Source organism: Micromonospora fluostatini (assembly GCF_050410825.1).
GTDB classification, from domain to species: Bacteria; Actinomycetota; Actinomycetes; order Mycobacteriales; family Micromonosporaceae; genus Micromonospora; species Micromonospora rosaria.
Genome location: NZ_CP191251.1, coordinates 6,144,420 through 6,170,472, shown reverse-complemented (window position 1 = coordinate 6,170,472; position 26,053 = coordinate 6,144,420). Strand labels below are relative to the sequence as shown.

Below are 26,053 nucleotides of genomic sequence, written 5' to 3'. Positions count from 1 at the left end.
TAGAGCACTGCCTGACGCCGGCTCTTCCCCTTCAACACCGTGCGCGCGATCGAGACCGGCGACATCATGGACAGCCTCGCCACCGGCCCGCTGGTGGTGCCGAAGGACGGCGCGGAGCCGTGGGTCGCGCCGTCGGGCGGGCCGGTCGAGCGCTGGCTCAACGAGTACGCCATGGAGAAGGACCTGCCCCTGGTGTTCGAGCCGGCGGCGCCGGACCCGTTCGCCCCGGCCCCGTGAGCACCGTCGTGCCGGTCGCGGCGTACCGCGATCCGGAGCCCCTGTCCACCTGACCCCGGGGCGGGGTACGGCGTGCGGTCCCGACGGGTGCTGTCGGGACCGCACGCCGGGGGGTGGGCGGTCAGTCCGCGAGGAAGGCGGTCAGCGCCGCGAGGTACGCGTCCGGGGCGGTCTCGTGCACCAGGTGACCGGCCTCGATCGTGGTCAGCCGGGCGTCGGGAAGGCGTCGCGCGAGTTCGGTGACGTGCTCGTGGGCGACCGGGCTCGCCGCCCCACCCGCGATGAGCAGCGTGGGCGCGGTGACCCGCGCGACGGTGCCGGCCCAGCCGGGATCCGGATCGTCGATCTCGGGCCGGACCTGCTCCACCACCCGCCAGTCGAAGGGCAGGGGCCCGGCGGGGCGGGCGGGTAGCCCCGGTGCTCGCGGGTGCGGGAAGCCGATGTCCTCGAGCACGAGCCTGCGGACCCGCCCGGGGCGGGCGGCGGCCACCGCACAGGCCACCAGACCGCCGAGGGAGTGACCCACCAGGTCCACCGCGCCGGTGTCCAGCCGCTCCAGGATGCCGACGACGTCGTCGGCGAAGAGCCCGACGCGGTACCTGCCGGGCCAGGCGCTGCCGCCGTGACCCCGCAGGTCGACGGCGTACACCGGGCGCTCGGCCGCCAGTCCGGCGGCGATCACGTCCCAGTCCCGTGCGGTCTTCCCGGTGCCGTGCAGCAGCACCGTCGGTGTCCTCTCCTGGTCGCGGGCGGGCCACACCCGCAGTGCGAAGTGCAGGTCCCCGACCGCGACGTCCATCAGTTCCGGCATGCCCCCGAGTCTCGCCGGCCGCCGGCCCCGTACCCAAGGCATTCGGCCGTGGGCAGACACCGCGCCGTGCCCGGCGGTGCCGGCCGGTGGCAGCACGCCGGGCCGGCGTGGCTGGCCGGTGGTGTCGGGCCAGGCCGGCGTGGTGTCGGAGTCGGTGTTGGCAGGTGCTGACAATGTCGGCGCACGGCGCTGCGGGCGTGTCGGCCCCGCCGCGCTCTACCGTGCCGGCAGGCCCCGCCGCGTCGCCACCACCTGCCCGTCCCCGTAGGCACCAGCACCGCCGTCGCGCACCCTCGTTCACCTTCGGGAGGTACCGCCATGACCAGAGCCGACCACCCCGACCGTGACTCCGGTCGCCCCGAACCGGCCCGGCCGGACTCGGTCCTGCCGGAGCTGCGGGAGATGTGGTGGGAGACCGGGGTGCGGGCGCGGGCCCAGGCCGGCCTGTTCGCGGTCTTCTCCGAGCTGCCCCGGCTGGTCCGGAGCGCCCTCGCCGTCAGTTGGCGCGCCGACCGGCTCCGGACGTCGATCGTGGCGGCGACGACGGTGGGCGCCGGGGTGCTGTCGGCGTTCGGACTGATCGCCACCCAGCGGGTGCTGGTGGAACTGTTCGCCGGCGGGCCGACCGCCGACAAGGTCGTCGCCGCGCTGCCCGCGCTGGCCGCGCTCGCGGCGGTGACCGCGCTGCGCGCCGGCATGGCCGCCGCGACGGGGTACGCGCAGAACGGCCTCGCCCCGAAGGTCGACCGGGAGGTCGAGCGGGGGCTGTTCGAGGTGACCACGGCGGTCCGGTTGGAGGCGTTCGACGCCGACGCGTTCGCCGACGACATGGAACGCGCCTCCCGGGGCGCCGACTCCACCACCGACCTGGTGCAGTCGTCGATGAACCTGCTCGCCGGGGTCACCGGTGTCCTCGCCGTCACCGTCGCCGTCGCGGTGATCCACCCCCTGCTGCTGCTCGCCCTGCTCGTCGCGACCGTGCCGAACGGGTGGGCGGCGCTGCGGGCCGGGCACCTGCGCTACCAGACCTACGCCGCGGGATCGGTACGGCGTCGGAGGCTGTGGCTGCTCCACCGGCTGATGGCCGAGCGGGACTCCGCCCCCGAACTGCGCTCCTACGGCCTCCGGGGCTTCCTGCTCGACCAGTACGACCGGGTCATGGGGGTCGAGACCGGCATCCAACTCGCGTTGGCCCGGCGGGTCACCACGACCACCACCGTCGGCGCGATGATCGGCGGGATCGCCACCGCCGCGGTCTACGTGCTGCTCGGGCTCCTGCTCATCGACGGGCAGATCCCGCTCGCCGCCGCCGCGACCTGCGTCATCGCCGTGCAGGCCGCGCAGCGCAACCTGGCCGTGGTCACCTTCCAGATCGACCGCGTCTACACCGAGGGCCAGCACTTCCGCGACTACACCGCGTTCATGACCCGCGCCGCCGACTACCTTCCGCCCGCCGCCACCCCGGACCCGCGCACCCCGCCGGGTGAGCGGCTGCGCGAGGTGGCCGTCGACGCGGTCAGTCTGCGCTACCCCGACCGGGACAGCGCCGCCGTCGACCAGGTCACCCTGACCATCGAGGCGGGACAGACCGTGGCGTTCGTCGGCGAGAACGGCTCCGGGAAGTCCACCCTCGCCACCATGATCGCCACCCTGCGCACCCCCACCGGGGGCAGCATCCGCTACAACGGGCGGCCCGTCACCGACTGGGACGGCGACGCGCTGCGGGCCCGGATCGCGGTCGTCACGCAGGAGTACCACAAGTGGCCGTTCACCGCCGCGACGAACATCGCCATCGGTGACGTCACGACCGCCGCCGAGCAGGACCGCATCGAAGCCGCCGCCGCCCGCGCCGTCGCCCACGACATGATCACCGAACTACCCCACGGGTACGAGACCCTGCTCGACCGCACCTTCGCCGGTGGCCAGGACCTCTCCGGTGGTCAGTGGCAACGCATCACCGCCGCTCGCGGTTTCCTCCGCGACGCCGACGTGCTCATCATGGACGAACCGTCCTCCGCTCTCGACCCCCGCGCCGAGGACGCCCTCTTCCAGGCCATCCGCGACCGGCAGCGCCACGGCATCACCATCCTCATCACCCACCGGCTCGCCAACGTCCGCCACGCCGACCGCATCTACGTCCTGCACCAGGGTCGCCTCGTGGAGGCCGGCACCCACGACGACCTCGTCGCCACCGGCGGCCGGTACGCCGAACTGTTCGCCCTCCAGGCCGCCGGCTACGACGTCAGCCCGGCCACGTCCACCGCACCGCCACCGCGCCAACCCGCTTCCGCCTGACCACGGGTGCCGTGGGAGTGGGTCACGGCAGGATCTCGACGTACCCGTCGGTGCCGTGCAGGCGGATCCGCTGCCCGTCCCGGATCAGCCGGGTGGCCTGCGCCACGCCCACGACGGCCGGCAGGCCGTACTCCCGGGCGATCACCGCGCCGTGGGTCATCAGGCCGCCCACCTCCGTCACCAGGCCGGCGACGGCGACGAACAGGGGCGTCCAACTGGGGTCGGTGTAGGCGGTGACCAGGATGTCGCCCGGTTCGAGGTCGGCCTCGGCCAGGTCCAGGAAGACCCGGGCCCGTCCCTCGACGGTCCCGGCGGAGACCGCGAGGCCGACCAGGGCACCGGCCGGTACGTCGTCGCGACGGTAGGACCCGTTGACGGCCTCGCCGTCGGAGGTGAGCACCCGGGGCGGGGTGAGCGCCCGGTACGACCGGAACGCCTCCCTGCGCTGGTCGATGAGCCGGTCGTCCACCCGGTACGTGCGCACCACCTCGTGGAACTCCTCGACGGTGAGGAAGAAGACGTCCTCCCTCTCCCGGAGCACCCCGCCCCGCACGAGCCGCTCGGCCTCCGCCAGCAGCGCCTCCTTGTAGACGAGGTAGCGGCTGACGATGCCGTACTTCGGGTACTCCCGGTACCCGATGAAGGTCCGGACCCGGTCGATCATCCGGGCGGTCTCCTGGGCCTTCTGCTCGCCGTCGGGCAGGGCCCGCAGGCGGGCGAGCACCTCCTGCGCCTTCTTCTCCGCCGCGTGCCGGCCCTGCTCGAAGCGGCGCGCGGCGGCACCCGGCGGGAAGTTCCGGACGTTGTCGAGGATCGCGGGTACGAGCGTGCTGGGGCGCTCGCTCCACCGGGGCCGGGTGATGTCGATCTCGCCGACACAGCGCATGCCGTACCGGTCGAGGTAGGCCCCGATGGCGGCGCGTGCCTCGGTCCCGCCGGGAACGTCGGGCAGTGCGTCCAGGAAGGTCTCGTCCTCGACGCCGTGCAGGAACGCCACCACCTCCGGGTACGGGCGGATCACGTCGGCGACGTCGAGGAGCGCCAACCCCATCTCCGAGGTGACGTTGCCCGGGGCGGAGAGGGTGAGGGTGTCGGCGGCGTTCCTCTCGCCGAGCCACTCCCACAGGTTGTCGTTGAGCCACCAGGTGGCCTCCATCCCCGCCATGATCGCCTGCATGCTGAGCGGATCGGCCAGGGCCCGCCGGTGCTCCTCGAAGGCCTCCAGCAGGAAGTCGAACAGGGCCGGCCCGTGCTTGGTCCGGATCTCGCGCCGCAGGGCGGCGACGGAGGCCCGCGTACGCCCGATCAGCTCCGTGACGATGCCCGGGTCGGTCTCGATCGGGGCGGGCGGTCCACCCGGTGCACGGCCGGGCGGCCCGGCGGGTCCCTCGTCGGGGGTCGGCGCGACGACGTCGCCCCGGTCGAGGATGGTCTCCAGGGCGTCCCTGCTCAGCGGATCGGACCTGCCCATCAGCTCCAGGAGGCCGGCCCGGCCCGCCGGCGAGGCCAGGCGCGGGGTGACGTCCACGAAGAGCCGCCCGCCGGCCTCGTGCATCGGTGCCAGGGCCGTCAGCCGCCACACCGAGAGCCCCAGGGGCTTCATCGGGTCGGTCATCATCTGCTGGTGGCCGACGGAGAGGTAGACGTGGTTCTCCCCGTCGTCGACCGCCGGGACGGGGAAGAGGGTCGTGACCGGCCGGCTCTGGACGATCTGGAAGTCGTCGTCGACCAGGCACCATTCGATGTCCTGGGGTGCTCCGACGTGGGCCTCGATCCGCCGGCCGAGCTGCGCGAGCCGTACGACCTGCGGGTCCGTCAGGGCCGGCTGCCGCTGTCGCGCCGGCTCGATGGCCTCTTCCCGGGTACCGCCGGCCGGCAGGGCGGTGACGGCCCGCTGCTTGGTGGCGATCGTCCTGGTGACGATCCCGCCGTCGCGCACCGTGAACACGTCCGGGTTCACCAGGCCGGCGACCAGGGCCTCACCGAGGCCGAAGCTGGCTTCCACGGTGGCGACCCTGCGGTCGCCGGTGACCGGGTCGGCCGTGAACAGGATGCCGGCCGCCGCCGGGAGGACCATCCGCTGGACGACCACGGCCATCTGGACCGACCGGTGGTCGATGCCGTGGCGCTGGCGGTAGGTCACGGCCCGCTCGGTGAACAGCGACGCCCAGCACCGGCTGAGGTGCGCGAGGAGCGCGGCCCGGCCCACGACGTTCAGGTAGCTGTCCTGCTGGCCCGCGAAGGAGGCCGTCGGCGAGTCCTCCGCCGTCGCGCTGGAGCGGACCGCGTAGGCGGCTCCCTCACCGAGCTGCGCGTGTGCGCGGGTGACCGCCGCCGCGAGCTCGTCGGGGACGGCGACCCCTTCGATGCTCCGGCGGATGTCCGCGCTGAGTGTGCGGACCGCCTCCCGGTCGTCCGGGCCCAGACGCGAGAGCTGGTCGAGCTGGTCGTCGAGCGACGGCGCGTCCGCCATGATCCGCCGGTAGGCGTCGGTCGTCACGCAGAAGCCGGCCGGCACGCGGATGCCGTCGATCCGCGACAGCACGCCCAGGCCCGCCCCCTTGCCGCCGACGACCGCGACCTGCGTCCCGTCGACCTCGGTCAGATCCACGACGTACGGCCCGGTCATCGCGGCACCGCCACGTTCGCCTGTCCGGTACCGGCCGGTCGAATTGTCGACGTCCTGAGCGCTTTCGCGCCTCGTGTCGAACACGTCCTCATTGCTGGTTGCCTTTCCGCCGATGATTCGGCCGGTGCCCCCGACCATTCGTCGGCGGAGGATTCTGCGGCACGACCCGGGCCTTGCCGCAAGCCCCCGGGTGCGCTATACGTTAAGAGTGGCAAGGAGTTCGTCTCCTTGCCTTTCTTTCTGCCCGCCCTGTTGCGGCCCCGCCCCGTCCACTCCGCCCCGTCCACTCCGCCCCGTCCACTCCGCCCCGTCCACTCCGCCCCGTCCGCTCCGGCTTGACCCTCACGCCGCGTGAGGCTGGAGGGTGGGTGCATGAACGACCACTACGACGCGTTCGAGATGAGCCCCGTGCCCGCGCCCGGCCCCGACGCGGTCGCCCCGGAGCCGTTCCGGGGCATCTACGGCATGCCCGCCTTCGTGACGATCCCCACCGGCGACCTGGCGACGTCGGTGGACTTCTGGACCCGGGGGCTCGGGTTCTTCGAACTGTTCAGCATCCCCGGCACGCTCGTGCACCTGCGCCGGTGGGCGTTCCAGGACGTGCTCCTCGTCTCGGCGGCGACCGGCGCGGAGCAGCCACCGGCGATGAGCGTCAGCTTCGCGTGCGTGCTCAGCCAGGTCGACCCGCTCGTCGAGGCCTGTCGTGCGGTCCGCCCGGACTCGGTCGACGGCCCCCGGGACACACCCTGGAACACCCGCGACGTGGAGGTGATCACCCCCGAGAACGCACGGATCGTCTTCACCGCGGCGAAGCCCTTCGACCCGGCCAGCCAGGAGGCGCGGAACCTCGCGGCCATCGGGATCACCCCACCTGCCGGCGGGCGCGACGACAATGAGGGGCATGCCTGATGCCGCCGACGCCGACGGCCTGACCGTCGGTCAGGTCTCGACGCATCTGGGCGTGACGGTCCGCGCGCTGCACCACTGGGACGAGATCGGCCTGGCGCGACCGTCGCTGCGCACGACCGCCGGGTACCGGGTCTACACCGCTGCGGACCTGGAACGCCTGCACCGCATCGTCGTCTACCGGGAACTCGGTCTCGGCCTGGACAGGATCCGGGCCATCCTGGACGATCCGACCGCGGACGTGCCCGGCGCACTGCGGGCGCAGCGTGCCCAGGTCGCCGCACGGATCGACCGCCTCCAGCAGCTCGATGCCGGGCTGGACCGGATGATCGACGCCCACGAGCGCGGCCTGCTGCTGACCGTCGAGCAGCAGGCCGCGATCTTCGGCCCCGGGTGGAACCCGGACTGGCCCGCCCAGGCCCGTCAGCGCTACGGGGACACGGCGCAGTGGTCGCAGTACGCCGAACGCTCCGCCACTCGTGGCCCGCAGGAGTGGCAGGCCATCTCCGACGCCGTCGCCAGCCTCGACCGCGCCCTCGCCGACGCGATGGACGCCGGCGTCGCACCCGGTAGCCCGGAGGCGAACCACCTCGTCGAGCGGCACCGCGACGTCTTCGCCTCGGCGTACTTTCCGCTCAGCAGGCAGATGCAGGTCTGTCTCGGCCGCAGGTACGACGCCGACCCGGCCTTCGCCGCCCACTACGACGGCATCCGACCCGGCCTCGCCCGGTGGCTCCGTCGCGTCATCGACGCCAGCGCCCGCGCCCACGGCATCGACCCCGACACCGCGACCTGGGCGTAGCACGCGGATCCGGAACGATCAGTCGCACGGCTGGCGACGGGCGAAGACTGCTCCCGCCGAGCGAACTCTCGGCCGGAGCGAGAGCCGTCTGGGCCTCGACGATGCCCCCGGCGGCCGGCACCACCGCCCCTGACGCGCTTCCGACCTGGCAGAACGGCGGTCCCGAAAGATTCCTCTATACCGGTCAAGGGAAATCTCTTGACCGGTATAGAGGGTCGGGCTACTGTATCGGTACAGAAGAAAACGCCGAGGACGTCAGGAGATGATCGTCATGGAAATGCCCGCCGCCTTCACCACCGCCATCAACGACGTCAACTACGAGTTCAACAGCGCCCGGCCCAACGCCCCGGTCGTCCCGCACGTGGAGAAGCCGCAGCGCACCCGGATCGCCCGCGAGGCGCTCGCCCGGGGCCTCTCCCGCGCGGCCGACGCGGTCCGGCGGACCAGGCCCGCCGTTTGATAAGCTGCGAGCAGCAATGATCGACCGGCAGCGCGGGAAGGCAGCGCGGGAACAGCGGGACGACACCGAACGCACCCTCGCGCGGCCCACGCCGTACAACAGCAGACCATTCCGCCGCCGGCGACCGATTCCTGGTCGTCGGCGGCGGACGCAGATCCAGCGACCGGTGGTGACGTGGCGCCACGAGTGACCCTGCAGACGATCGCCGATCGCGTCGGCGTGAGTCGGATGACCGTGTCGAACGCGTTCTCCAAGCCGGATCAACTCTCCGCGGCGCTCCGCGAGCGGATTCTCGCCGCCGCCCAGGAAGTCGGCTACGTCGGTCCCGATCCCGCCGCCCGCGCCCTGGCCAAGGGCACCACCGGCGCCGTCGGGATCGTGCTGACCTCGTCGCTCCGCTTCGCCTTCACCGACCTGGTCGCCACCAGTTTCCTCGGCGCGATCGCCGAGGAACTCGGCCCGACCGGGCTGGCGCTCACCCTGTTGACCTCGTCCGACGACGGCGCGGTCATCCCCGCGCGGGACGTCGCGATCGACGGCGCGCTGGTCTACTCCTGCGACCCGACGTCGACCGCCGTGCAGTACCTTTCCCGCCGCAGATTGCCCCTGGTCTACATCGACCAGGACCCGGTGGAGGGCATCCCGGCGGTCAACGTGGACGACCGTTCCGGCGCGCGGGCCGCCGCCCAGCACCTCATCGACCTCGGGCACCGCCGGGTCGGGCTGCTGCTGTCCGGGCTGCACGGCACCCACGGTCTGGTCACGCCGGAGGAGCTCACCGTCGACGGGCACGCCTCGAAGCAGCGCCTGCTCGGGTGGCGCGACGCGCTCGACGCGGCCGGCATCACCCCGCTGATGGCCCGTCAGGGTGGCGCCAACCTGGAGCAGGCGAAGGCCGGGGCCCGGCTGCTGCTGGACCGGCCCGACCGGCCCACCGCGATCCTCTGCTTCTCCGACGCGGTCGCCCACGGTGTCCTGCAAGCCGCCGAGGATCTCGGCATCCGCGTCCCCGACGAGCTGTCGGTGGTCGGCTTCGACGACAATCCGCTGGCCGCGCAGCTCCGCCCCGCGCTGACCACCGTCCGGCAGGACGTCCAGGCCAAGGGCCGGGTGGCGGCGGCGGCCCTCGCCCGGGCGATCGGGGACACCCGCGGTGACCGGCCGGTCACCGCGGACCACGTGCTGCTCCCCGCTGAGTTGGTCGTCCGGGACAGCACCGCCGCGCCCCCGCCGGCCTGACCGGGACGGGACCAGGCGCGGAGGACGACGTGGTCGGTCGCCCGGAACGGCACCGCCGCACCTTCGCCGGACCGACCGGGACACGACGGTGCGGGGGACGACGGTTCGTCCCCCGCAGCATCGTCCGACCGGGCTCAGGCCGTCAGGGCCGGGGCCCGGGCCGGCTCGGCGACCGGGCGTCGGCTGACCCGCTGGGCGGCCGGCACCGGACTGGTCCGCCGGACCCAGATCGGCCCGGCCAGGAGCAGCAGCAGACCGGTCAGCGGGAACAGCGCCGCGATCACCTGTTCCCAGCCGGCCAGGGCCATCGGGGCCGGCGGTGACTCCTCGATGCCCAGCAGCGAGAAGACCCGGACCGAGAAGACCGTCACCAGCACCGCCGTCGCCACGGCCAGACCGGCGGAGCGGGTCCGGTACGCCCGCACGGCCAGCCAGACCAGCAGGGGGATCACGTACACCCAGTGGTGTTCCCAGCTCACGGGCGAGACCAGCAGGCCGGTGACGGCGGCGGCCGAGAAGCCGAGGAAGTCCGAGCCGTGCCGGTGCACGTACCAGGCCACCCCGAGGCCGAACACCGCCAGCACCGCCAGGACCGCCAGCCACCAGGACGCGAACTGGGTGCCGTCGACCGCCCGGGACAGCGCTCCGGCGACCGACTGGTTCGGGGTGTCCCAGACCCCACCGGCCCGGGACGAGTGCAGCACCAGGCCGCCCCAGTACCGGGCCGCGTCCGCCGGCATCAGCACGAAGCCGGCGAGCACCGTACCGAGGAAGGCCGCGAGCGCGGTGCCGGCGGCGCGCCACTGCCGGGTCACCACCAGGTAGCCGATGAAGATCAGCGGGGTGACCTTGAGGCCGGCGGCGATCCCGATGCCCACCCCGCGCCACCGGCCGGCGTACCCACGGAAGTCGAGCAGGACCAGCAGCAGCAGGAACATGTTGATCTGACCGGCGATGAGCTGGATCCGGACCGGGAGCAGCCAGGTGGCCGCCAGCAGCACGACCAGGGTCAGCGCGGCCCGGGTGCGCGGGGTGCGGACCCCGGCGACACCGAGCGCGAGCCAGGCGACCGCGCCCAGGGCGATCAGCGACGCGGTGTTCCACACCAGGCTCGCCGCGCCGATGGGCAGCAGGGAGAGCGGGACGAAGAACAGGATCGCGGTCAACGGTGGGTAGAGGTACGGCATCGGCCCGTACATCGGGTTCTGGATCGCCACGTCGTAGAGCGAGGTGCCGTCCCGGACGGCCTCGCCGCTGGCCAGGTAGACCTTGAGGTCCACGGTCCAGCGCAGCGCCCAGTACGGATCCCGGGTGAAGATCGCCTCGGCGAGCACGGCCAACGCGAGGGCGGTCACCACCACCGCCGCCGCCGTGCCGACGCCGAGGGCACGGCTCGGGCGGATGGTCCGGAGGTCTGTCGTCTGCATGGTCAACCCCTGTCGTAGGCGAGTGGTCGGCGGTGGGACGGGCCGGCGAGCGCCGGCGGGAGCGGGTGTGGGCCGGCCAGCAGGTCGTCGTGCCCGGCCAGGCGGAGTCGGGCCCCGGTGATGCCGAGGCGGGCCAGCACGCCGACCGCGTCGACCTCGTCGCAGCCGTTGAGCAGGACGCTGACCTGCCCGTCCGCTGCCACGACCTCGTCGGTGGGGCGCAGCGAGCCGGCCGGCACCGACTGGCCCTCGGGCAACCGCACCAGGGTGGCGATGTCGGAGCGCGCCGACCGGCGTCGGGCCAGGTCCGACCCGGCGACCCGGATCTCGTGCTCGACCACGCCGGCGAGGAGCGCGGCGCTGCGGTCCCAGGTGAAGCGGCCGGCCCAGGATCGGCACGTCTCGGCGGCCCGGCCGGCGGTCTCCTCGTCGCGCAGTTCGGTCAGGTACCCGGTCAGCGTGGCCGGAAGCTGGTCGCAGGACTCGACGACGTGCCCGGTGCGACCGGCCCGGACGAAGTCGCGGGCAGCCGATGTCGTCAGCACGACGCCCGGCACCCCGTACGCGGCGGCGGTGAGCAGCCGGGAGCCGCACCCCCCGCCGTCGGCGGTGGAGACGGTCAGCCAGGCGCGGCGCCACCACCGGTCCCGGTCGTCGTCGGTGACCCGGCCGTGCAGGGTCACCGTGCCGGCCAGCCGCGCGTCCCCGGTGAGCCGGCGCAGCCGGTCCCGGTCGGGGCCGCTACCGAGGATCTCGACGCGGAGGCCGGGCAGCGCGGCGGCGACGGCGGGCAGCGCCCCGAGCAGCAGGTCGACCCGTTCCTCGGCGACCAGGTCGACGTCGACCACGATGGTCGGGACGGCGGCCCGTTCCCCGCCGGCCCAGGCCGGGGCCGGTGTGCCGGGTGGCACGACGAAGATCGGGCCCTGGAGGCGGTGCCGGCGGCGCAGGTCGTGCCGGGCCGAGGGGGAGAGCGCCACCCGGGCGCGTTCGGTCCGGCTCCGCCGGCCGGCCAGGAACCGCCCCAGCCGGCCGGCGGGCTGCCGGGGGACCCGGTGCAGCACCTCGATCACCGGTACCGACCGGCCGGCGCCGCGCGGCAGCCCGTCGGTCGATCCGCCGGTGGCGTCCAGCACGACGTCGAACCGGCCACCGTCGCGGGCCAGCCGGGCGACGGTGCCGAGCGGGCCGGCGCGGTACAGCCGGATCCCGTCGAGGGTCTGCGCGGTGGGGGCGTCCGGCGCTCCGGGGGTCACCCAGGTGACCTCGGTGCCGGCCGCCACCCAGTGGCGGGTGATCTCGTGCAGGTAGCGTTCCGCGTCGCCGGCGTGCGGGTGGCGGATGTCGTACCGGCTCATCACCAGCACCTGGCGGCCGGTCGGGGCCGGTCGGCGCGGGCTCACCGGGCACCCGCCCGAGCGGTGTCGAACAGGTCGGCCCGGTAGAGGCGGAACAGGTCGGCGAAGGCGGCCTGGCCGTCCCGCACCGGGCGGAACGTGGACCGCTCGTCGTCGGTCCAGGTGACCGGGACCTCGGCGATCCGGCCGCCGGCCCGGTGGATCCGGCGCAGCAGTTCCACGTCGAACGCGAAGCCGCTGACCTGGCAGCGGCGCAGCGCCCACTGCACGGCCGACCGTTCGAAGATCTTGAACCCGCACTGGGTGTCGTGCACGCCGGGGACGAGCCGGCGGGCGACGGCCCGGAACACCGCGCCGCCGAGCCGGCGGGTGACCGGCTGGGGGCGGGCCAGCGCGGCGCCGGGGGCGTGCCGGGACGCGATGGCCGCCACCGCCCCCGCCTCCAGCTCGGCCACCGCGCGGCTCAGGGTCGGTACCGGGGTGGACAGGTCGGCGTCGATGAATCCGACGTACCGGGCGGTGCTGCCGGCGATGCCCCGCCGGACCGCCGCGCCCTTGCCGGGCCGGGAGCAGCCGACCACGACCACCTCGGCGGCCCAGTCCCGGGCGGCCACGATGGTGGCGGTGTCGTCGGTGCTGCCGTTGTCGACCACCACCACCCGGGACCGCCAGGGCTGGTCGGTCAGGAAGCCGGTGACCTCGGCGAGGGTGGCGGGCAGCCGGGCCGCCTCGTTGAACGCCGGGACGACCAGTTCCAGGTCGACCTGGTCGCGGGGGGCCGGGTCGTGCCGGCCCCGGGGCAGCGGGCTCATCAGACACCTCCCGGGGTCGTCGCGTCGGCCACCAGGGAGCCCCGGGCCGTGGTGTGCTGGCTGGCGAAGAGCTTGGGGTGGTTGGTGCGGATACCGCCCACCACCAGGTCGTACGGGACGTCGTCGAACTCGCCGTGCTCGTGGAGGAACTCCATGTGCCGGCGGCCCTCGTCGTCGTACGGGTGGTACATCGAGTCGGTCCGGCCGTCGAACTCCAGCGGCTTGATCCGGTAGAGCCGGCAGAGCATCTTGTTGAACACCGGGGTGGCCCGGACCCAGCGGCCGTCCAGGAGAACCGTGGTCAGGCTGTGGAAGGTGAACAGGTTGCCGCCCATCAGCTCCTCCAGCCGGGGCGAGGCGAGGTGGTTGCGGACGTCGCCGTAGTAGATCCGGCTCGGTACGCCCACCGCGCGCACCGCGGCGGCGTACACGATGGACTTGTGCACGCAGAAGCCCATGCCCCGGGTGATCGTCGAGCTGGCCTTGAGGCCGTGGCGGGACAGGTCGGCCCCGTACACCTCGTAGTGGATGCCGTCGCGGACGGCGTAGTAGAGGGCGACGGCCCGTTCGGTCGGGGTCAGCTCCGCACCGCCGTCGGGCAGCGCCCGGGCGACGAAGTCGCGGACGACGGCGGAGTCGTGGTCGAGGAACTCGGTGGGGTCGAGCAGGGTGGCGTCGACGAGTGGCGTGGACATCGTGCGGGTCCTCCAGGAAGGGGTGGGATACGCGGGGGGTCAGAGGCCGAGCATGCGGGCGATGCGCTGACGCTGGACGTCCGAGGTGCCGGAGTAGATCGTTCCGGCGACGGCGTTGCGCAGGTCCTTCTCCAGGCCGTACTCGCTGGTGTAGCCGTAGCCGCCGAAGATCTGGACGGCGGCGAGCGCGGACGCGACGTTGTTCTCGCTGGTGACCAGCTTGCTGGCGGCGACGTCGAAGGTGACGTTCTCGCCGTTGGCGTGCCGTTGCGCGGTGTCGTAGAGCCACTTGCGGGAGGTCTCCACGGCGATGTGCATGTCGGCGAGCCGGTTCGACACCGACTGGAACGCGCCGATCGGCTGGCCGAACTGGGTGCGGGAGCGGGCGTACTCGACGGAGCGTTCGAGCCGGTGCTGCATCTCCCCGACGTTGATCACGAAGGAGCAGAGGATCTCCCACTTCATGACGTGGTCCATGACCAGGAAGCCGGCGCCGGGCGAGCCGACCACGTTGGCCGCCGGGACCCGGCAGTCGTCGAGGAACAGCTCCGAGAAGGGCGAGGTGCTCAGCCCCATCTTCGCCACCGGTGGCCCCACCACCAGGCCCGGCGTGTCCCGGTCGACCAGGAACGCGGTCAGGGCGGCCGGGCTGCCCCGCTTGCCGGTCAGCGCGTAGACCACGATCACGTCGGCGATCGGGCCGTTGGTGACGAAGGCCTTGCTGCCGTTGAGGACGTAGTCGTCGCCGTCGCGGACGGCGGTGGTGCGCATCGCCATCACGTCGGAGCCGCCGGACGGCTCGGTGATCGCGTGCGCCCCGATGACCGACCCGTCGCTGACCCGGGTCAGGTAGCGCTCCTTGAGGTACGCCGAGCCGAAGCGTTGCAGGGGTACGCCGGTGCTCACCACGTGGGTGGAGACGGAGAAGCTGAACCCGCCGTCGCGGCAGGCGTACCCGAGGCCCTCCAGCACGTACATGGTGGTGGGCAGGTCCTGGCCGAGCCCGCCCCACCGCTCGTCGAACGGCAGGCCCAGCAGGCCGGTCTCGCGGATCAGTTTCCATCCCGCGTGGCCGAACTCGCGGTCGGCGTCGCGGGTGAGGTGCCCCTCTCCGGCCGCCGCGCCCAGCTCCTCGGCCAGGGCGCGCAGCTCGCGCTGCTCCTCGGTCCAGTTGATCATGATGTCGGTCCTCCTCCGGTGGATCCGGCCAGCGCCGGGTGCCGGCGCTCGCGCAGGACGGTGCGGTCGACCTTGCCGGTGGACGTCCGGGGCAACGCCTCGTCGAGCACCTCGAACGCGCTGGGAATCGCGGTACGGGGCAGCGCGGCGGCACAGTGCAGCCGCAGGTGCAGCCCGTTGAGTTCGGAGGCCGCCGTCCGGCGGACCACCGCGTGCAGGACGGTGCCGGCCGCCGGGTCGGGGACGGCGAGCACGGCGACCTCGCGGACCTCCGGGTGGGCGAGCAGCACCTGCTCCACCTCCTGGAGGTTCGTCCGGACGCCGCGCACCTTGACCTGGTGGTCGTTGCGGCCGGTGAGGTGGAACAGCCCGTCGGCGTCGCGCCGGACCAGGTCGCCGGTGCGGAACCAGCCGTCCCGCCAGCGCTGGCCGTCGAGCCGGGCGTCCAGGTAGCCCCGGGCCCGGAACGGCGTCCGGACCACCAGCTCCCCGCTGCCCGCGCCGGTCAGCTCCGCGTCGTCGGCGTCCACCACGCGGACCTCGACACCGGCGATGGGGCGGCCGATCGGCAGGCCGTTGCGGGTCGACGCGTCGGTCGGGTCGACCCGGTGAAGGAAGCTGTCGTTGGTCTCGGTGCAGCCGTAGACGTTCCACAGCCGGGCGTTGGGGAACGCCTCGACGATCCGGTTCAGCAGGGGCGGTGGCACCACGTCCCCGGTGAGCAGCACCTCCCGGACCCCGGGGAACCGGCCGCCGGCCTCGGTGACCAGCCGGAAGAACAGCGGCACCGCCTGCACCACGGTCGGTTGCCGGTCCTGGCAGAACGCCGCCAGCCAGGGCCCCTCGGCGGCCCGTTCCGGGTCGACCAGGTCGACGCGGGCTCCGCTGGCCAGCCCGGCCCAGACGTCCAGCAGGCACAGGTCGAAGTTGAGCGGCGCGTAGTTGAGCACCCGGGCGTCGGCCCCGATGCCGAAGGCGCCGGCCGCCCAGGTGAGGAACGCGTCCACCCCCTCGGCGGCCAGGTCGACGACCTTCGGCGTACCGGTCGAGCCGGAGGTGGTGAGCAGCAGGCCGGGGCCGGGCAGCGGGCGGCCCCGGGCCCCGCTGGTGCGGACGGTCAGGCCGGTGGCGGTGGCCCGCAGGATGTGCGGGGCGCCGACCTGGGCGCAGAGCCGGGTGAGCGCCTGCGGCCCCAGGGACGCCGAGGGCAGCAGCACCCGACGGTCCGCCGCGAACGCGGCGATCAGCAGCGCGACGGTCTCCGGGGACTTCTCCGCCGGGACGCAGAGCGGCTGCTCCGGGGCGAACGCGAGGCCGGCCAGCGCCTCCCGCGCGTCCTGGACCCGGTGGGCCAGGTCCCGGTAGCTGATCTCGCGGCCGGCCCAGGACAGCGCGGGGGCGTCCGGTGCGCGGCGGACCTGTTCGGTGAAGGCGGTGCAGAACGATCTGGTAGGCACGGTATGTCTCCTGTCGTTCCTCGTCGCATCGGTGGGGTGGGGTCGGGGAGGGCGGGCGACGGCGGGTGGACCGGGTCAGGCGTGGGCGTCGACCAGGCGACCGCCGCCCGGCACGGCCGGTTCGAGACCGGCGATGGTGAACAGTCGGCGCAGGCAGGCCTGGTTGGAGGTGACCACCGGGACGCCGAGGGTCTCCTCCAGCCGGGCCACCGCGTCCCAGGAGCGGAATCCGCTGCCGGGGATCAGCACCCCGTCGGCCTCCGCCGGGAAGTGCGCACCGACCTGCCGGCAGACCTCGTCCGGGTCGACCGTCCAGCGGCCACCCCGGTCGAAGATCCGGTGCCGGGCCACCCCGTCCCAGTCGTCGTCGAGCCGGTAGTGCAGCAGCCCGGCCACCTCGAACCCGCCCGCCGCCAGGTACCGCCGGGTGGCGGCGAAGGTCGGCTCGGTGAACCACGGCGGTACCAGCACCAGCGGGCGGCGGACCGCCAGCTCGGCCAGTCCGGCCCGGATCGCCTCCCCGGCGGTGTAGACCGGGGTGCCACCGGCCAGGTCGGTCGCGGCGGCGGCGAAGCCGGCGTCGAACTCGGGGCCACCGAAGAAGCTCGCCGAGGCGAAGCAGAGGCAGATCGCGGTCAGGTCCATCTGACCGAGCTGCACCAGTCCCCGCCGGACGTCCGGCTGGGCGATCAGGCGCTGCCAGGTCTCCTCGGTGTACTCGGCGCCGGTGCTGGTCGGGCTCTCGAACCGGGCGGCGTGCACGGTGACCCCGGCGGGGGCCCGGCCCCACAGTTCCGCCTCCACCACCGGGTCGTTGTGCACCACCAGCACGCCGAGCTGGGCGACCCAGGCCGCGGCCCTCACGGCCGGCTCCCCTCGACCGGGGCGGCCATCGCGGGCGGCATCCGGTCGGCCCGGTCGCCGTCGGCCGGGTCCGGCCGGTACCCGACCGCCGCCGGGTCGACGCCGACGCCCGGGGTGGCGTCGGCCACCGACGCCGTGGCGGTGGCCGGCGAGTCGGCGGTGGCCGGTGCGGGGGTGCCGGTCCTCCCGCGTCGGGGCAGGCCGAACCAGGCCAGGACCGCGCCGGCACCGGCCGCCAGGGCGGTGGTGACGAAGGCCGCGCCGAAGCTGCCCGGTCCCGGGTCGGTGCCGAGCACCAGCACCAGGACGGCGATGCCGAGGGCACCGGCCATGTACTGCGCGGTGGTCATCAGGGCGCTGCCGGTGCCCTGGTTGCGGTCGTCCACGTCGGCGGTGCCGGCGATGAACATCGACACGTACGTGACGCCGTGCGCGAAGCCGGTGATCAGCAGGCCGGGCAGCAGGTGGATCAGGTAGCTGTCGCCGTGCACCTGGGCGGCCAGCAGCAGCAGGCCGGCGGCGTTGCCGACGAAGGCCAGGGTCAGCGCCGCCCGGACGCCGATCCGGGCCACGATCCGAGGGGCCACCGAGTTCGCCACCGCGATCGCCACCGCCATCGGCAGGAACGCCATGCCGGCCGCGATCGGGCCGTACCCGCGCAACTGCTGCAACAGCAGGGTGAGGACGAAGAACTGGTTGCCGACGCTGGCCATGTAGAGCGCGGTGGCCCCGCAGCCGACCAGCAGCGACCGGGTCCGCCGCAGCAGCGGGTCGACCAGCGGCTGGGCGCTGTGCCGCTCCCGCAGGACGAAGCCGACCAGCCCGACGGCGGCGACGGCGAACGCGCCGAGCGTGCCGGCGTACGTCCAGCCGTGGCTGGACGCCCAGGTCAGGGCGAGCGCGGTGGCGAGGACGGTGCCGGTGCACAGGACCGCGCTGGGCAGGTTGAGCTGACCGTGTCCGGTGACCGAGGCCCGCAGCCGGGGCAGCAGCCGGGGCGCGCCCATCGCGCAGATCAGCGCGAGCGGCAGGTTGATCAGGAAGACCCAGCGCCAGGAGACGGTGCTCAGCAGACCGCCGATCACCACCCCGGCGGCCAGGCCGGAGGCGCCGACCGTACCCCAGACACCCAGGGCCCGGTTGCGGGCCGGCCCGGCGGCGAACGACGTGTTGATCAGGGCGATGACCGCCGGTTGGAGGGCGGCGGCGGCGATGCCCTGCACCGCGCGGGCGACCAGCAACAGCGCCGGGGCGGTGGCGAGGCCGCCGGCGAGCGCGGCGATCCCGAAGGCCGCCATCGCCACGATGAAGAGGTTGCGGGGGCCGAACCGGTCGGAGGCCCGTCCACCGGCGATCAGGAAGCCGGCGAAGAAGACGGCGTACCCGCTCACCACCCACTGAATGGTGCTCTCGGTCAGGCTGAACTCGTCGCCGATGCGGGGCAGGGCGATGTAGACGATGGAGTAGTCGAGGGCGATCAGGAACTGGGCGATCGCCAGGATGGCCAGCGTGGCGGCGGGGGACGCCGACGTGCCGGGCAGGGGCGCGGAGCGGGTGGTGCGGGACATGGTCGGATCACCTCTGGCTGAGGTCGAGGGTCACGGAACGGGGAGCGGGGCTGAGCAGGAGCGCCGGGCCGAGGGTGGCCGGGCCGGTGAAGACCGCGCCGGCACCGGCCAGCAGGAGTTCGATCCGGCTGGCCACCCCGGTGGTGACGCCGAATGCGGTCATCCCGGCGGCGTTGGCCATCCGGACGTCGTCCACCGCGTCGCCGACGACGATGCAGCGCGCGGGTGGCACCCCGAGCGCGTCGGCGGCCAGCAGCGCCAGGTCGGCGTGCGGCTTGCCGCGTTCGGTCATGCCGTGGCAGGCGAGGGTGTCGAAGGCGTCGAGCAGCCCGGTGGCGGCCAACAGTTCGACGGCGCTGGGTCGAACCTTGCTGGTGACCACCCCGAGCGGGTGGCCACGGTCCCGCAGGGTGGCGAGCAGTTCGGGGACGCCGGGGAAGACCAGCCGGGCGGCGGTCGGGATGACCGTCTCGGTGAACAGTTCCCGGGCCCGGTTCGCGGCCCGCGCCACCTCGGGGTGGTCGGCGGGCACCGCGAGGAGGGTGGCGAACGAGGCGGCCAGGGGCCGGCCGACGGTACGGCGGAGCTGCTCGTCGGTGGCGGTGCGGCCGTGCTCGGTGACCACCGCGCGCAGGACGGTGGTCATTCCGCCCGGGGTGTCGACCAGGGTGCCGTCGACGTCGAAGAGGATCGCGGTGGTCACGACCGCTCCCGCAGCGCGACGGCGACCTCGGCGGCGACGGCGCTGGTGGACAGCAGCACGGACCGGTTCGCGGCGGCGGTGCGGCCCTGGGTCGCCGCCGAGACCCGGCTCAGGATGTACGGGGTCATCGCCGGCCCCTGCACCCCGCTCGCCTCCGCCTCGGCCTGGACCTCGCGGACCAGCGCGTACACCTCGTCGGCGGGCAGCGCGTCCAGGTCGTCGATCGGGTGGGTGACGAGGAACCCGCCGTCGTTGCCGACCGCCCAGTGCAGTCGGATCGCGTCGACCAGTTCGGTCAGGTCGTCGATGCGGCGCGGATTGCGGACGCCGCTGGAGACGCTGTAGTACGCCGGGAAGTCGTCGCACCGGTAGCCGACGACCGGCACCCCGAGGGTCTCCAGGTACTCCATGGTCAGCGCCGGGTTCAGCAGCGACTTCGCGCCGGCGCAGACGACGGCGATCCGGTGCCGGGTGAACTCCACCAGGTCCGCCGAGATGTCGAAGCTGCGCTCCGCGCCGAAGTGCACGCCGCCGATGCCGGCCACCGCGAAGACGTCGATGCCGACCTGCGCGGCGGCGACCAGGGCGGCCGAGACGGTGGTGCCGCCGTGGCCGCCGCCGGCCAGCGTCGGGCCGATGTCGCGGGTGCTGACCTTCGGCACGTCCGGGGTGGTGGCGAAGAGCGCCACCTGCTCCTCGGACATGCCGACGACGAACCGGCCGTCGACGATGCCGGTCCGGGCGGGTACCGCGCCGCCGGCCCGGATGGTCTTGTCGATGTCCAGCGCGGTGTCCAGGTTGAGCGGGTAGCTCAGGCCGTGGACCACGCCCGAGGATTCCAGGGCCACCACGGGCCGCCGGTCGGCCAGCGCGTCGGCGACCTCCTCGGAGAGCGAGAAGTACTCGTTCATCGGTGCTCCTTCGTCAGGGGGTGGGTGGGGCCGGGCCGGCGCGGGCGGACTCCGCCCGCGCCGTGGCCGCGTCAGTACTCGGAGAACCCGTTGGCGTCGAAGTTGTGCCGCTCGTCGCCGCGCAGCGGCGGGTTGAACACGCTGATCAGCTCCATGTCCTGCTCCGGATCGGCGATCAGGAAGTGCTCGTCGTGCTGGTCGAGGGCGTAGAGGATGCCGGGCTCGATCTCGTGGGTGACGCCGTCGGCGATCACCCGGCCCCGGCCGGAGATGCAGTAGCAGGCCTCGAGGTGGTTGCGGTACTGCAGGGGGGACTTGGAGCCGGCCGCGACGACGGTGTGGGCGACGGCGAAGCCCATGTTGTCCTGCTCGACGAGGAGCCGGAAGCTGGTGCCGTTGCCCCAGTCGACGGCCGGAACCTCGGACCTGGTCTTGACGATCATGATGGTTGCCCTTCTGTCGCTGACGGCTGGTGACGGAGGTGTGCGCTGCCGCGCACGGGGACGGGGACGTACCGGTGGTGGGCGTGCGGGGTGGGCGGCGTCAGACGAGGCTGCGGGCGCCCTCGACGAAGGCGGCGATCGAGGTCACCGAGCTGAACTGCAGGGGCGAGATGTCCTGGTCCTCGATCGGGATGTGGTAGCGGTCGCCGACCCAGGCGATCAGGCGCAGCAGCCCGAGGCTGTCGACGATCCCGGTGTCCAGCAGGTCCAGGTCTGCCGGGAGCTGGTCGACGGGGATGTCGGGGGCGAACGCGGTGACGACGAACTGCCGGATCTCGGCTTCGTGGGACATCGGGGCTCCTTGTCGCCGGGCCGCCGGCGGGTGCCGGGCGGCGGTGTCGAGGGGGATCACCGGGGTGGGTGACGGGTGCTGCTGCCCTGCGCGGTGGCGGGGCGGTCTGCGGGGCACCGCTGGTCAGCGCGGTACGGGTGTGGCGCTGGTCAGCACTGCGCGGGTATGGCGCTGCTCAACAGCTCGACGAGGAGCACCTGCTCCGGGTCGGTGCGCCCGACCCGCTCGCCGAGCACCACCTGACGCAGGTCGCCGACGAGGCGGTAGCGCGGTCGGGGGTGGATCCGGGCGTACGCCGGTCGGGCCAGGCCGTGCGCGGCGGCCGGCTCGACCAGGGAGAGGTCGTCGACGAACACCGTGTTGACCTGGGCGGCCAGGGCCGGTGGCAGGTCGCGGCCGGAGGCGTTGACCAGGAGCGCGCCCCTGGCCAGGTGCAGTGGCGGTCCCGGGCGCTGCTCCCCGCCGGTCGGCTCGGTCGGCCCGATGACGACCACGAGGTTCGCCCCGAAGGCGGACTCCGCCGGCGTGGCGGCCCGGGTCAGGGTGATGCCGGCGAGGTCGAGCTCGTCGACCGTCCCCGGGTCGAGGACCGGCCCGGCCGGGGCGGTCGGCTCGGCAGCCGCCGTCGCCGGGGTCGCCGCGCCGTCGGTGAGGAAGACCGACACGAGGCTCACCCAGGAGACGTACCGGGCGAAGATCAGGGTGTGCAGTTGGACGGCGCGGCGGGGGCCGATGACCGAGGCCGTGACCACCTCCGGGCCGAGCAGGTGGCGGGCGGCCAGGGCGGCCAGGATCGCGGCGTGGCGGACCGCCTGGTCCGCCCGGTGCGGGCCGGCCGGCGGGGGGCACCCGAGCCGGTCCCAGATGTCCACCGACAGGGGGGACGTCCCGCCGGTCATCAGCCGTTCGGCCAGCAGGTCGACCGGGTCCACCGGGTCGCCGTCCGGGAGCGGATCGGCACATGAGCGGGGAATGAGGCTGTCCATCGGACGGTCCCTCCGGTGGTCGTGTCGGCTGCTGCGATCCACACGGTGGGCGCGGTTCCTATCGGGCCGCCTTCGAAGAGCTATCGACGTCGACCGGATCTCGAACAACGATCGGAGGCCGGCTCGATAGCGGCCGACGGTCTGGTGATGGCACACCGCCACGGCGGAGACCACACCCCGAAGGGAACGAAGATGTCCGTCACCCGCACGTTCGTCACCACCGTCACGTCCGTCCTCGCCACCGCCGCGTTCGCCGCGATCCTCGGCATCGGCGCCGCCGTCGGCGGCTCGGGGGCGGACAGCTCGCTGGCGACCGAGGTCTGCCCCAAGGACACGCACTGGAGCGCGGAGCTGGGGGTGTGCGTGGCGGACACCCACTGGTGATCTGACCCGACGTGGTCGAGGGGCAGCCCGGGCGGGCTGCCCCTCGACCACGTCGGTGGGCCGGCCACCGGAGCGCGGTGGCCTCGGAGGCCGGGGCGGCTACGCCGGAAGGGGGATCTGCCGGGTCAGGCCGGGTGCGGCGCCGTCGTCGGGAGGGTCGTCGGAGAGCAGGGCCGCCTCGGCCAGCAGCGAGCAGGCCCGCTCGTGCCAGACCGTGGAGCCGAGCTGCTCGAACAGCTCACGGGCCGAGCGCAGGTGCGCCACCCCGGCGGTCAGCCGGCCGGTGGCGAGGGCGATCTCGCCGAGGGAGTACCGGGCACGGGCCTCGACCAGCCGCTCGCCGAGTTGGCGGGCCCGCTCCAGGGTGTGCGTGAGGATCATCGTCGCGTTGTCCGGCCGACCCTCCCGGTGCCGGAGCAGACCCAGGCCGTACAGGGCGTGGGTCTCGCCGATCCGGTCCCCGGTGTCCCGCACGATGCGCAGCACCCGGTGCAGGGCCTGCCGGGCCAGCTCGATCTGGTCGGTGGCCAGGTAGACCTCGGCGAACCGGTGCGTCACCTGCGCCTCGACGCGCAGGCATCCGGTCTCCCGGCAGATGGTCAGGGCCTGGTCGAGCAGTTCGATCGCCCCCCGGTGGTCGCCGTCGTCCATCCGGTGCTGGGCGAGGCTGCGCATGATGTGCGCCTCGCCGATCCGGTCGCCGACCCGGCGCATGATCTCCAGGGAGCGCGCGTACTTGGCCAGCATCGACGCGGTGTCGCCGCGCAGTCGGTCGATGTGCGCGGCGTTGCGCAGCACCAGCGCGCCGCCGTACTCCACGCCCTCGGCCGTGAAGATCTCCAGCGCGGTGGTGAAGCAGGCGTCCGCGTCGGCGAGCCGGGTCTGGAACATGTACAGGGTCCCGAGGGAGTACCGCATCGCCGCCATCCCGACCCGGTTGCCGGCCCGCTCGGCGGCGCCGTACGCGGTGGTGGTGCACTCCCGCCAGTCGTCGAAGTACCCCTTGGCCTCGAAGAGGCTGACCGAGGTCAGGGCCAGGTCCCAGCAGAGCTCCGCCAGGCCGGCGTCGGCGGACTGCCGGACGGCGACGATCAGGGCCCGCCGTTCCGTCTCCCACCAGTGCGCCGGGTCGCCGAGGTACGCGACGGCGTCGGCATGCTCCATGATCCAGCGGGGGGCGGTGCCGTGCAGGGTGGTGTAGTTGCCGCCGTAGGTGCTGCGGTGCGCCTCCTCCGCCAGGGCCAGCCAGCCGCTGAGCACCCGGCTCAGCGCCGCCGTAGGCTCCTCGTCGGTCTCCGTCTCGGCCAGCTTCTCGGCCGCGTACACCCGGATCAGGTCGTGCAGTCGGTAGCGCGGGGCGGCGTCCGGGTACTGCACGGTGTCGACGAGCTGGGCGTCGACGAGGCCCTCCAGGATGTCCTCGGCCTCGAAGGTGCTGCTGTCCAGCAGGGCGGCGGCGGTCCAGCTCGGGAAGTCGGGGGCCCGCATCACCGAGCAGAGCCGGAACAGCCGTTGCGCGGCGCCGTCGAGGCCCCGGTAGGCGAGTTCCATGTTGGAGCGCAGCTCCAGGCCGTGGTGGACGAACTCGTCCAGCCGCTTCGCCTCGTCCCGGAGGCGGTGCACCAGCCCGCCCAGTCGCCAGTGCGGGCGGGAGGCCAGCCGGGCGCCGGTGATGCGCAGGGCCAGCGGCAGTCCGCCGCAGAGGGTGGCCAGCTCGGCGGCGTCGTCGCGGCTGGCGGCGACGCGGTCCGGGCCGACCATCGCGGTCAGCATCTCCAGCGACTGGGTCAGGTCGAAGAGTTCGAGGTCGACCTGGCGTGCGCCGGGCAGGCCGGTGAGGCGTACCCGGCTGGTGATGACCACCGCGCAGGAGGAACTGCCGGGCAGCAGCGGCAGGAGCTGGATGTCGGGCGGGACGTCGTCGAGGACCAGGAGCAGCCGTTTGCCGGAGAGCATGCTGCGGTACAGCTCGCCGCGTTCCTCCATGCCGTCGGGGATGGCCGAGCCGGTGACGCCGAGGGCGCGCAGGAACCGGGCGAGCAGCTTCGCGGTGTGGTCCTGCCGGTCCCAGGAGCGCAGGTCGGCGTAGAGCTGGCCGTCGGGGTACTGGTCGCTGAGTTCGTGGGCGGCGCGGATGGCGAGGCTGGACTTGCCGACCCCGGCCATGCCGGAGATGACCACGATGGGCATGCCGTGGCCCGTCGTCTGGTCGCCGTCGGGATCCCGGGCGAGCAGCCGGCAGATCCGGTCGAGCTGCCGTTCCCGGCCGACGAAGTCGGTGATGCTGGCGGGAAGCTGGCGGGGCAGCACCACCATCGGGCCGCCGCGCGGTTGCGGGGGTGTCCACTTCGGGGTCGGTGCGGGCGCGGCGGCCGGCGGTCGTTCGTCGGTGGCCCCGAGCGCCGGGTCGCGTTGCAGGATGGCCCGTTCCAGGCGTTGCAGTTCCTCGCTCGGGTCCAGCCCGAGTTCGTCGGCGAAGACCGTGCGGGCGTGGCGGGCGGCCTTGAGCGCGTCGGCCTGGCGTCCGCACCGGTAGAGCGCGAGCATGAGGAAGGTGTGCAGCCGCTCGCGGAGGGGGTGCTCCCCGACGAGGCCCTGCAACTCGCTGACCGTCTCCTGGTGGGCGCCGAGTTCGAGGTCGAGCTGGATGCGTTCCTCGACGGCGGCGAGTCGCTGTTCCGCCAGTACGGTGGCGGCCCGCTGGACCTGGTCGCTGGCCACCCCGGAGAGGGGGTCGCCCCGCCACAGGGCGAGGGCGGTCCGCAGGGTCCGGGCGGCGTCGGCCCTGGTGCCCGCGTCCACCTGCCGGCGGGCCTCGGCGACCAGCGCGGCGAAGTGGAGGCTGTCCACGTCGGTGGTGTCCAGTTGAAGGAGGTATCCCGGCGGGCGGGTGCTGATCGCCTGTGGCCGGCCGGCGTCCTCGAAGAGGCGGCGCAGCGCGGAGATGCAGATCTGGATCTGGCTGCGGGCGGTGGTGGGTGGGTCGTTACCCCATACCGCGTCGATGAGTTGACCCACGGGTACGACCCGGTTGATGTTCAGACCCAACACCGCCAGGACGATCCGCTGGCGGGCTCCGCCCAGGTTCAGAGACCGGTCACCATTGATCAGTTCCACCGGCCCAAGTAGTCGCAGACCCATCCAGTCTCTCCCCCGCTGGCTGTGGGTGATCTACCGGTCTACACTACGCCACCGATCGCCAATATATCGATTATTAACGATGAATAACCTTGGCTGTTCTCGGACGTGGGTGTGCTCTTTGGACCGAGGGACGGGGGCGCGGGCCCGGCCCGTTCACCCCGTTCGACACCCACCGAGGCGACGACACGGCGAACTGCTGACGCCTTCTTCCGTGATTGATCGATCATTTCGACGCACGGCGGCAAGAACGACGTCGGACGCTTACTCCGTTCGACGGACGACCGGAGCGCCGTGGCGACCTCCACCCGGCGACGACCACAAAGGCAACGGGACCGGATGGCCAATCCGCCGCCAATCAATGGGCGGGGTCCGCCCGAGACGATGCCGGAAGGGC

At 73.4% G+C, this 26,053-nt stretch carries 22 protein-coding genes and 1 pseudogene; 7 read left to right on the top strand and 16 right to left on the bottom strand.

Translation table 11 applies throughout. From position 1 onward, the window contains the following. Positions 1-33: 33 nt before the first annotated feature. Positions 34-237 (top strand): annotated as a pseudogene (locus ACQUFX_RS27435) (YrhB domain-containing protein); the annotation flags it as partial. A gap of 121 nt (positions 238-358) precedes the next feature. Here ACQUFX_RS27435 and ACQUFX_RS27430 read toward each other — a convergent pair. Then, the gene (locus ACQUFX_RS27430; RefSeq protein WP_428963109.1) at positions 359-1,048 is read right to left on the bottom strand and encodes an alpha/beta fold hydrolase; all 690 of its coding nucleotides are present in this window, start codon (positions 1,046-1,048) and stop codon (positions 359-361) included. A gap of 318 nt (positions 1,049-1,366) precedes the next feature. Between ACQUFX_RS27430 and ACQUFX_RS27425 the strand changes: the two genes are divergently transcribed. Further along, positions 1,367-3,343, top strand: a complete 1,977-nt coding sequence (locus tag ACQUFX_RS27425; protein WP_428963108.1) for an ABC transporter ATP-binding protein — start codon at positions 1,367-1,369, stop codon at positions 3,341-3,343. 22 nt (positions 3,344-3,365) lie between these two features. On the opposite strand, the gene rph is transcribed toward ACQUFX_RS27425, so the two are convergent. Continuing rightward, entirely contained in the window at positions 3,366-5,972 is a 2,607-nt protein-coding gene (gene rph / locus ACQUFX_RS27420; RefSeq protein ID WP_428963107.1) for a rifamycin-inactivating phosphotransferase, read from the bottom strand. Positions 5,973-6,344: 372 nt separating this feature from the next. On the opposite strand from rph, the gene ACQUFX_RS27415 reads away from it, so the two are divergent. From ACQUFX_RS27415 to ACQUFX_RS27400, 4 genes are all read left to right on the top strand, one after another. Beyond that, positions 6,345-6,881: a VOC family protein gene (locus ACQUFX_RS27415; RefSeq protein ID WP_428963106.1), complete on the top strand. Its 537-nt coding sequence runs from the start codon at positions 6,345-6,347 to the stop codon at positions 6,879-6,881. Further along, entirely contained in the window at positions 6,874-7,680 is an 807-nt protein-coding gene (locus ACQUFX_RS27410; protein ID WP_428963105.1) for a MerR family transcriptional regulator, read from the top strand. The genes ACQUFX_RS27415 and ACQUFX_RS27410 overlap by 8 nt, the downstream gene beginning before the upstream one ends. Positions 7,681-7,942: 262 nt before the next feature. Then, positions 7,943-8,140 (top strand): hypothetical protein, encoded by a 198-nt coding sequence (locus ACQUFX_RS27405; RefSeq protein WP_428963104.1) that lies wholly within the window; start codon positions 7,943-7,945, stop codon positions 8,138-8,140. Positions 8,141-8,314: 174 nt separating this feature from the next. Continuing rightward, the gene (locus ACQUFX_RS27400; RefSeq protein WP_428963103.1) at positions 8,315-9,379 is read left to right on the top strand and encodes a LacI family DNA-binding transcriptional regulator; all 1,065 of its coding nucleotides are present in this window, start codon (positions 8,315-8,317) and stop codon (positions 9,377-9,379) included. A 134-nt stretch (positions 9,380-9,513) separates the two neighbouring features. On the opposite strand, the gene ACQUFX_RS27395 is transcribed toward ACQUFX_RS27400, so the two are convergent. The 13 genes from ACQUFX_RS27395 to ACQUFX_RS27335 all read right to left on the bottom strand — a co-directional run bounded on the left by ACQUFX_RS27395 (position 9,514) and on the right by ACQUFX_RS27335 (position 22,134). Next, on the bottom strand, positions 9,514-10,806 hold the full coding sequence (locus tag ACQUFX_RS27395) for a glycosyltransferase 87 family protein (RefSeq protein WP_428963102.1): 1,293 nt from the start codon (positions 10,804-10,806) through the stop codon (positions 9,514-9,516). 2 nt (positions 10,807-10,808) lie between these two features. Further along, complete coding sequence (locus ACQUFX_RS27390; protein WP_428963101.1) at positions 10,809-12,164, bottom strand: glycosyltransferase; 1,356 nt, start codon at positions 12,162-12,164, stop codon at positions 10,809-10,811. Positions 12,165-12,205: 41 nt separating this feature from the next. Then, positions 12,206-12,976, bottom strand: coding sequence for a glycosyltransferase (locus ACQUFX_RS27385; RefSeq protein WP_428963100.1), 771 nt, complete (start codon positions 12,974-12,976; stop codon positions 12,206-12,208). Then, entirely contained in the window at positions 12,976-13,671 is a 696-nt protein-coding gene (locus ACQUFX_RS27380; protein ID WP_428963099.1) for a transglutaminase-like domain-containing protein, read from the bottom strand. Before ACQUFX_RS27380 ends, ACQUFX_RS27385 begins: the two co-directional genes overlap by 1 nt. Before the next feature lie 39 nt (positions 13,672-13,710). Further along, positions 13,711-14,850 carry an acyl-CoA dehydrogenase family protein gene (locus ACQUFX_RS27375; RefSeq protein ID WP_428963098.1) on the bottom strand — a complete coding sequence of 380 codons (1,140 nt, stop codon included), beginning with the start codon at positions 14,848-14,850 and terminating at the stop codon, positions 13,711-13,713. Then, positions 14,847-16,307 (bottom strand): class I adenylate-forming enzyme family protein, encoded by a 1,461-nt coding sequence (locus tag ACQUFX_RS27370; RefSeq protein WP_428963097.1) that lies wholly within the window; start codon positions 16,305-16,307, stop codon positions 14,847-14,849. Before ACQUFX_RS27370 ends, ACQUFX_RS27375 begins: the two co-directional genes overlap by 4 nt. Before the next feature lie 75 nt (positions 16,308-16,382). Next, positions 16,383-17,171: a maleate cis-trans isomerase family protein gene (locus ACQUFX_RS27365; RefSeq protein ID WP_428963096.1), complete on the bottom strand. Its 789-nt coding sequence runs from the start codon at positions 17,169-17,171 to the stop codon at positions 16,383-16,385. After that, complete coding sequence (locus ACQUFX_RS27360; RefSeq protein ID WP_428963095.1) at positions 17,168-18,739, bottom strand: MFS transporter; 1,572 nt, start codon at positions 18,737-18,739, stop codon at positions 17,168-17,170. The genes ACQUFX_RS27365 and ACQUFX_RS27360 overlap by 4 nt, the downstream gene beginning before the upstream one ends. A 7-nt stretch (positions 18,740-18,746) precedes the next feature. Beyond that, positions 18,747-19,442 carry an HAD family hydrolase gene (locus tag ACQUFX_RS27355; protein WP_428963094.1) on the bottom strand — a complete coding sequence of 232 codons (696 nt, stop codon included), beginning with the start codon at positions 19,440-19,442 and terminating at the stop codon, positions 18,747-18,749. Further along, complete coding sequence (locus tag ACQUFX_RS27350; RefSeq protein ID WP_428963093.1) at positions 19,439-20,353, bottom strand: pseudouridine-5'-phosphate glycosidase; 915 nt, start codon at positions 20,351-20,353, stop codon at positions 19,439-19,441. The genes ACQUFX_RS27355 and ACQUFX_RS27350 overlap by 4 nt, the downstream gene beginning before the upstream one ends. A 71-nt stretch (positions 20,354-20,424) precedes the next feature. Continuing rightward, positions 20,425-20,796, bottom strand: coding sequence for an ectoine synthase (locus ACQUFX_RS27345; protein ID WP_428963092.1), 372 nt, complete (start codon positions 20,794-20,796; stop codon positions 20,425-20,427). Between the two features lie 100 nt (positions 20,797-20,896). Next, positions 20,897-21,148, bottom strand: coding sequence for an acyl carrier protein (locus ACQUFX_RS27340; RefSeq protein WP_428963091.1), 252 nt, complete (start codon positions 21,146-21,148; stop codon positions 20,897-20,899). Between the two features lie 149 nt (positions 21,149-21,297). Further along, entirely contained in the window at positions 21,298-22,134 is an 837-nt protein-coding gene (locus tag ACQUFX_RS27335; RefSeq protein WP_428963090.1) for a hypothetical protein, read from the bottom strand. 192 nt (positions 22,135-22,326) lie between these two features. Here ACQUFX_RS27335 and ACQUFX_RS27330 point away from each other — a divergent pair, with 192 nt between their 5' ends. Then, positions 22,327-22,518 (top strand): hypothetical protein, encoded by a 192-nt coding sequence (locus ACQUFX_RS27330; protein WP_428963089.1) that lies wholly within the window; start codon positions 22,327-22,329, stop codon positions 22,516-22,518. Between the two features lie 99 nt (positions 22,519-22,617). Here ACQUFX_RS27330 and ACQUFX_RS27325 read toward each other — a convergent pair whose 3' ends face one another. Continuing rightward, a complete protein-coding gene (locus ACQUFX_RS27325) occupies positions 22,618-25,659 on the bottom strand; it encodes an AfsR/SARP family transcriptional regulator (protein ID WP_428963088.1) in 3,042 nt (1,013 codons plus the stop codon). Between the last annotated feature and the right edge of the window lie 394 nt (positions 25,660-26,053).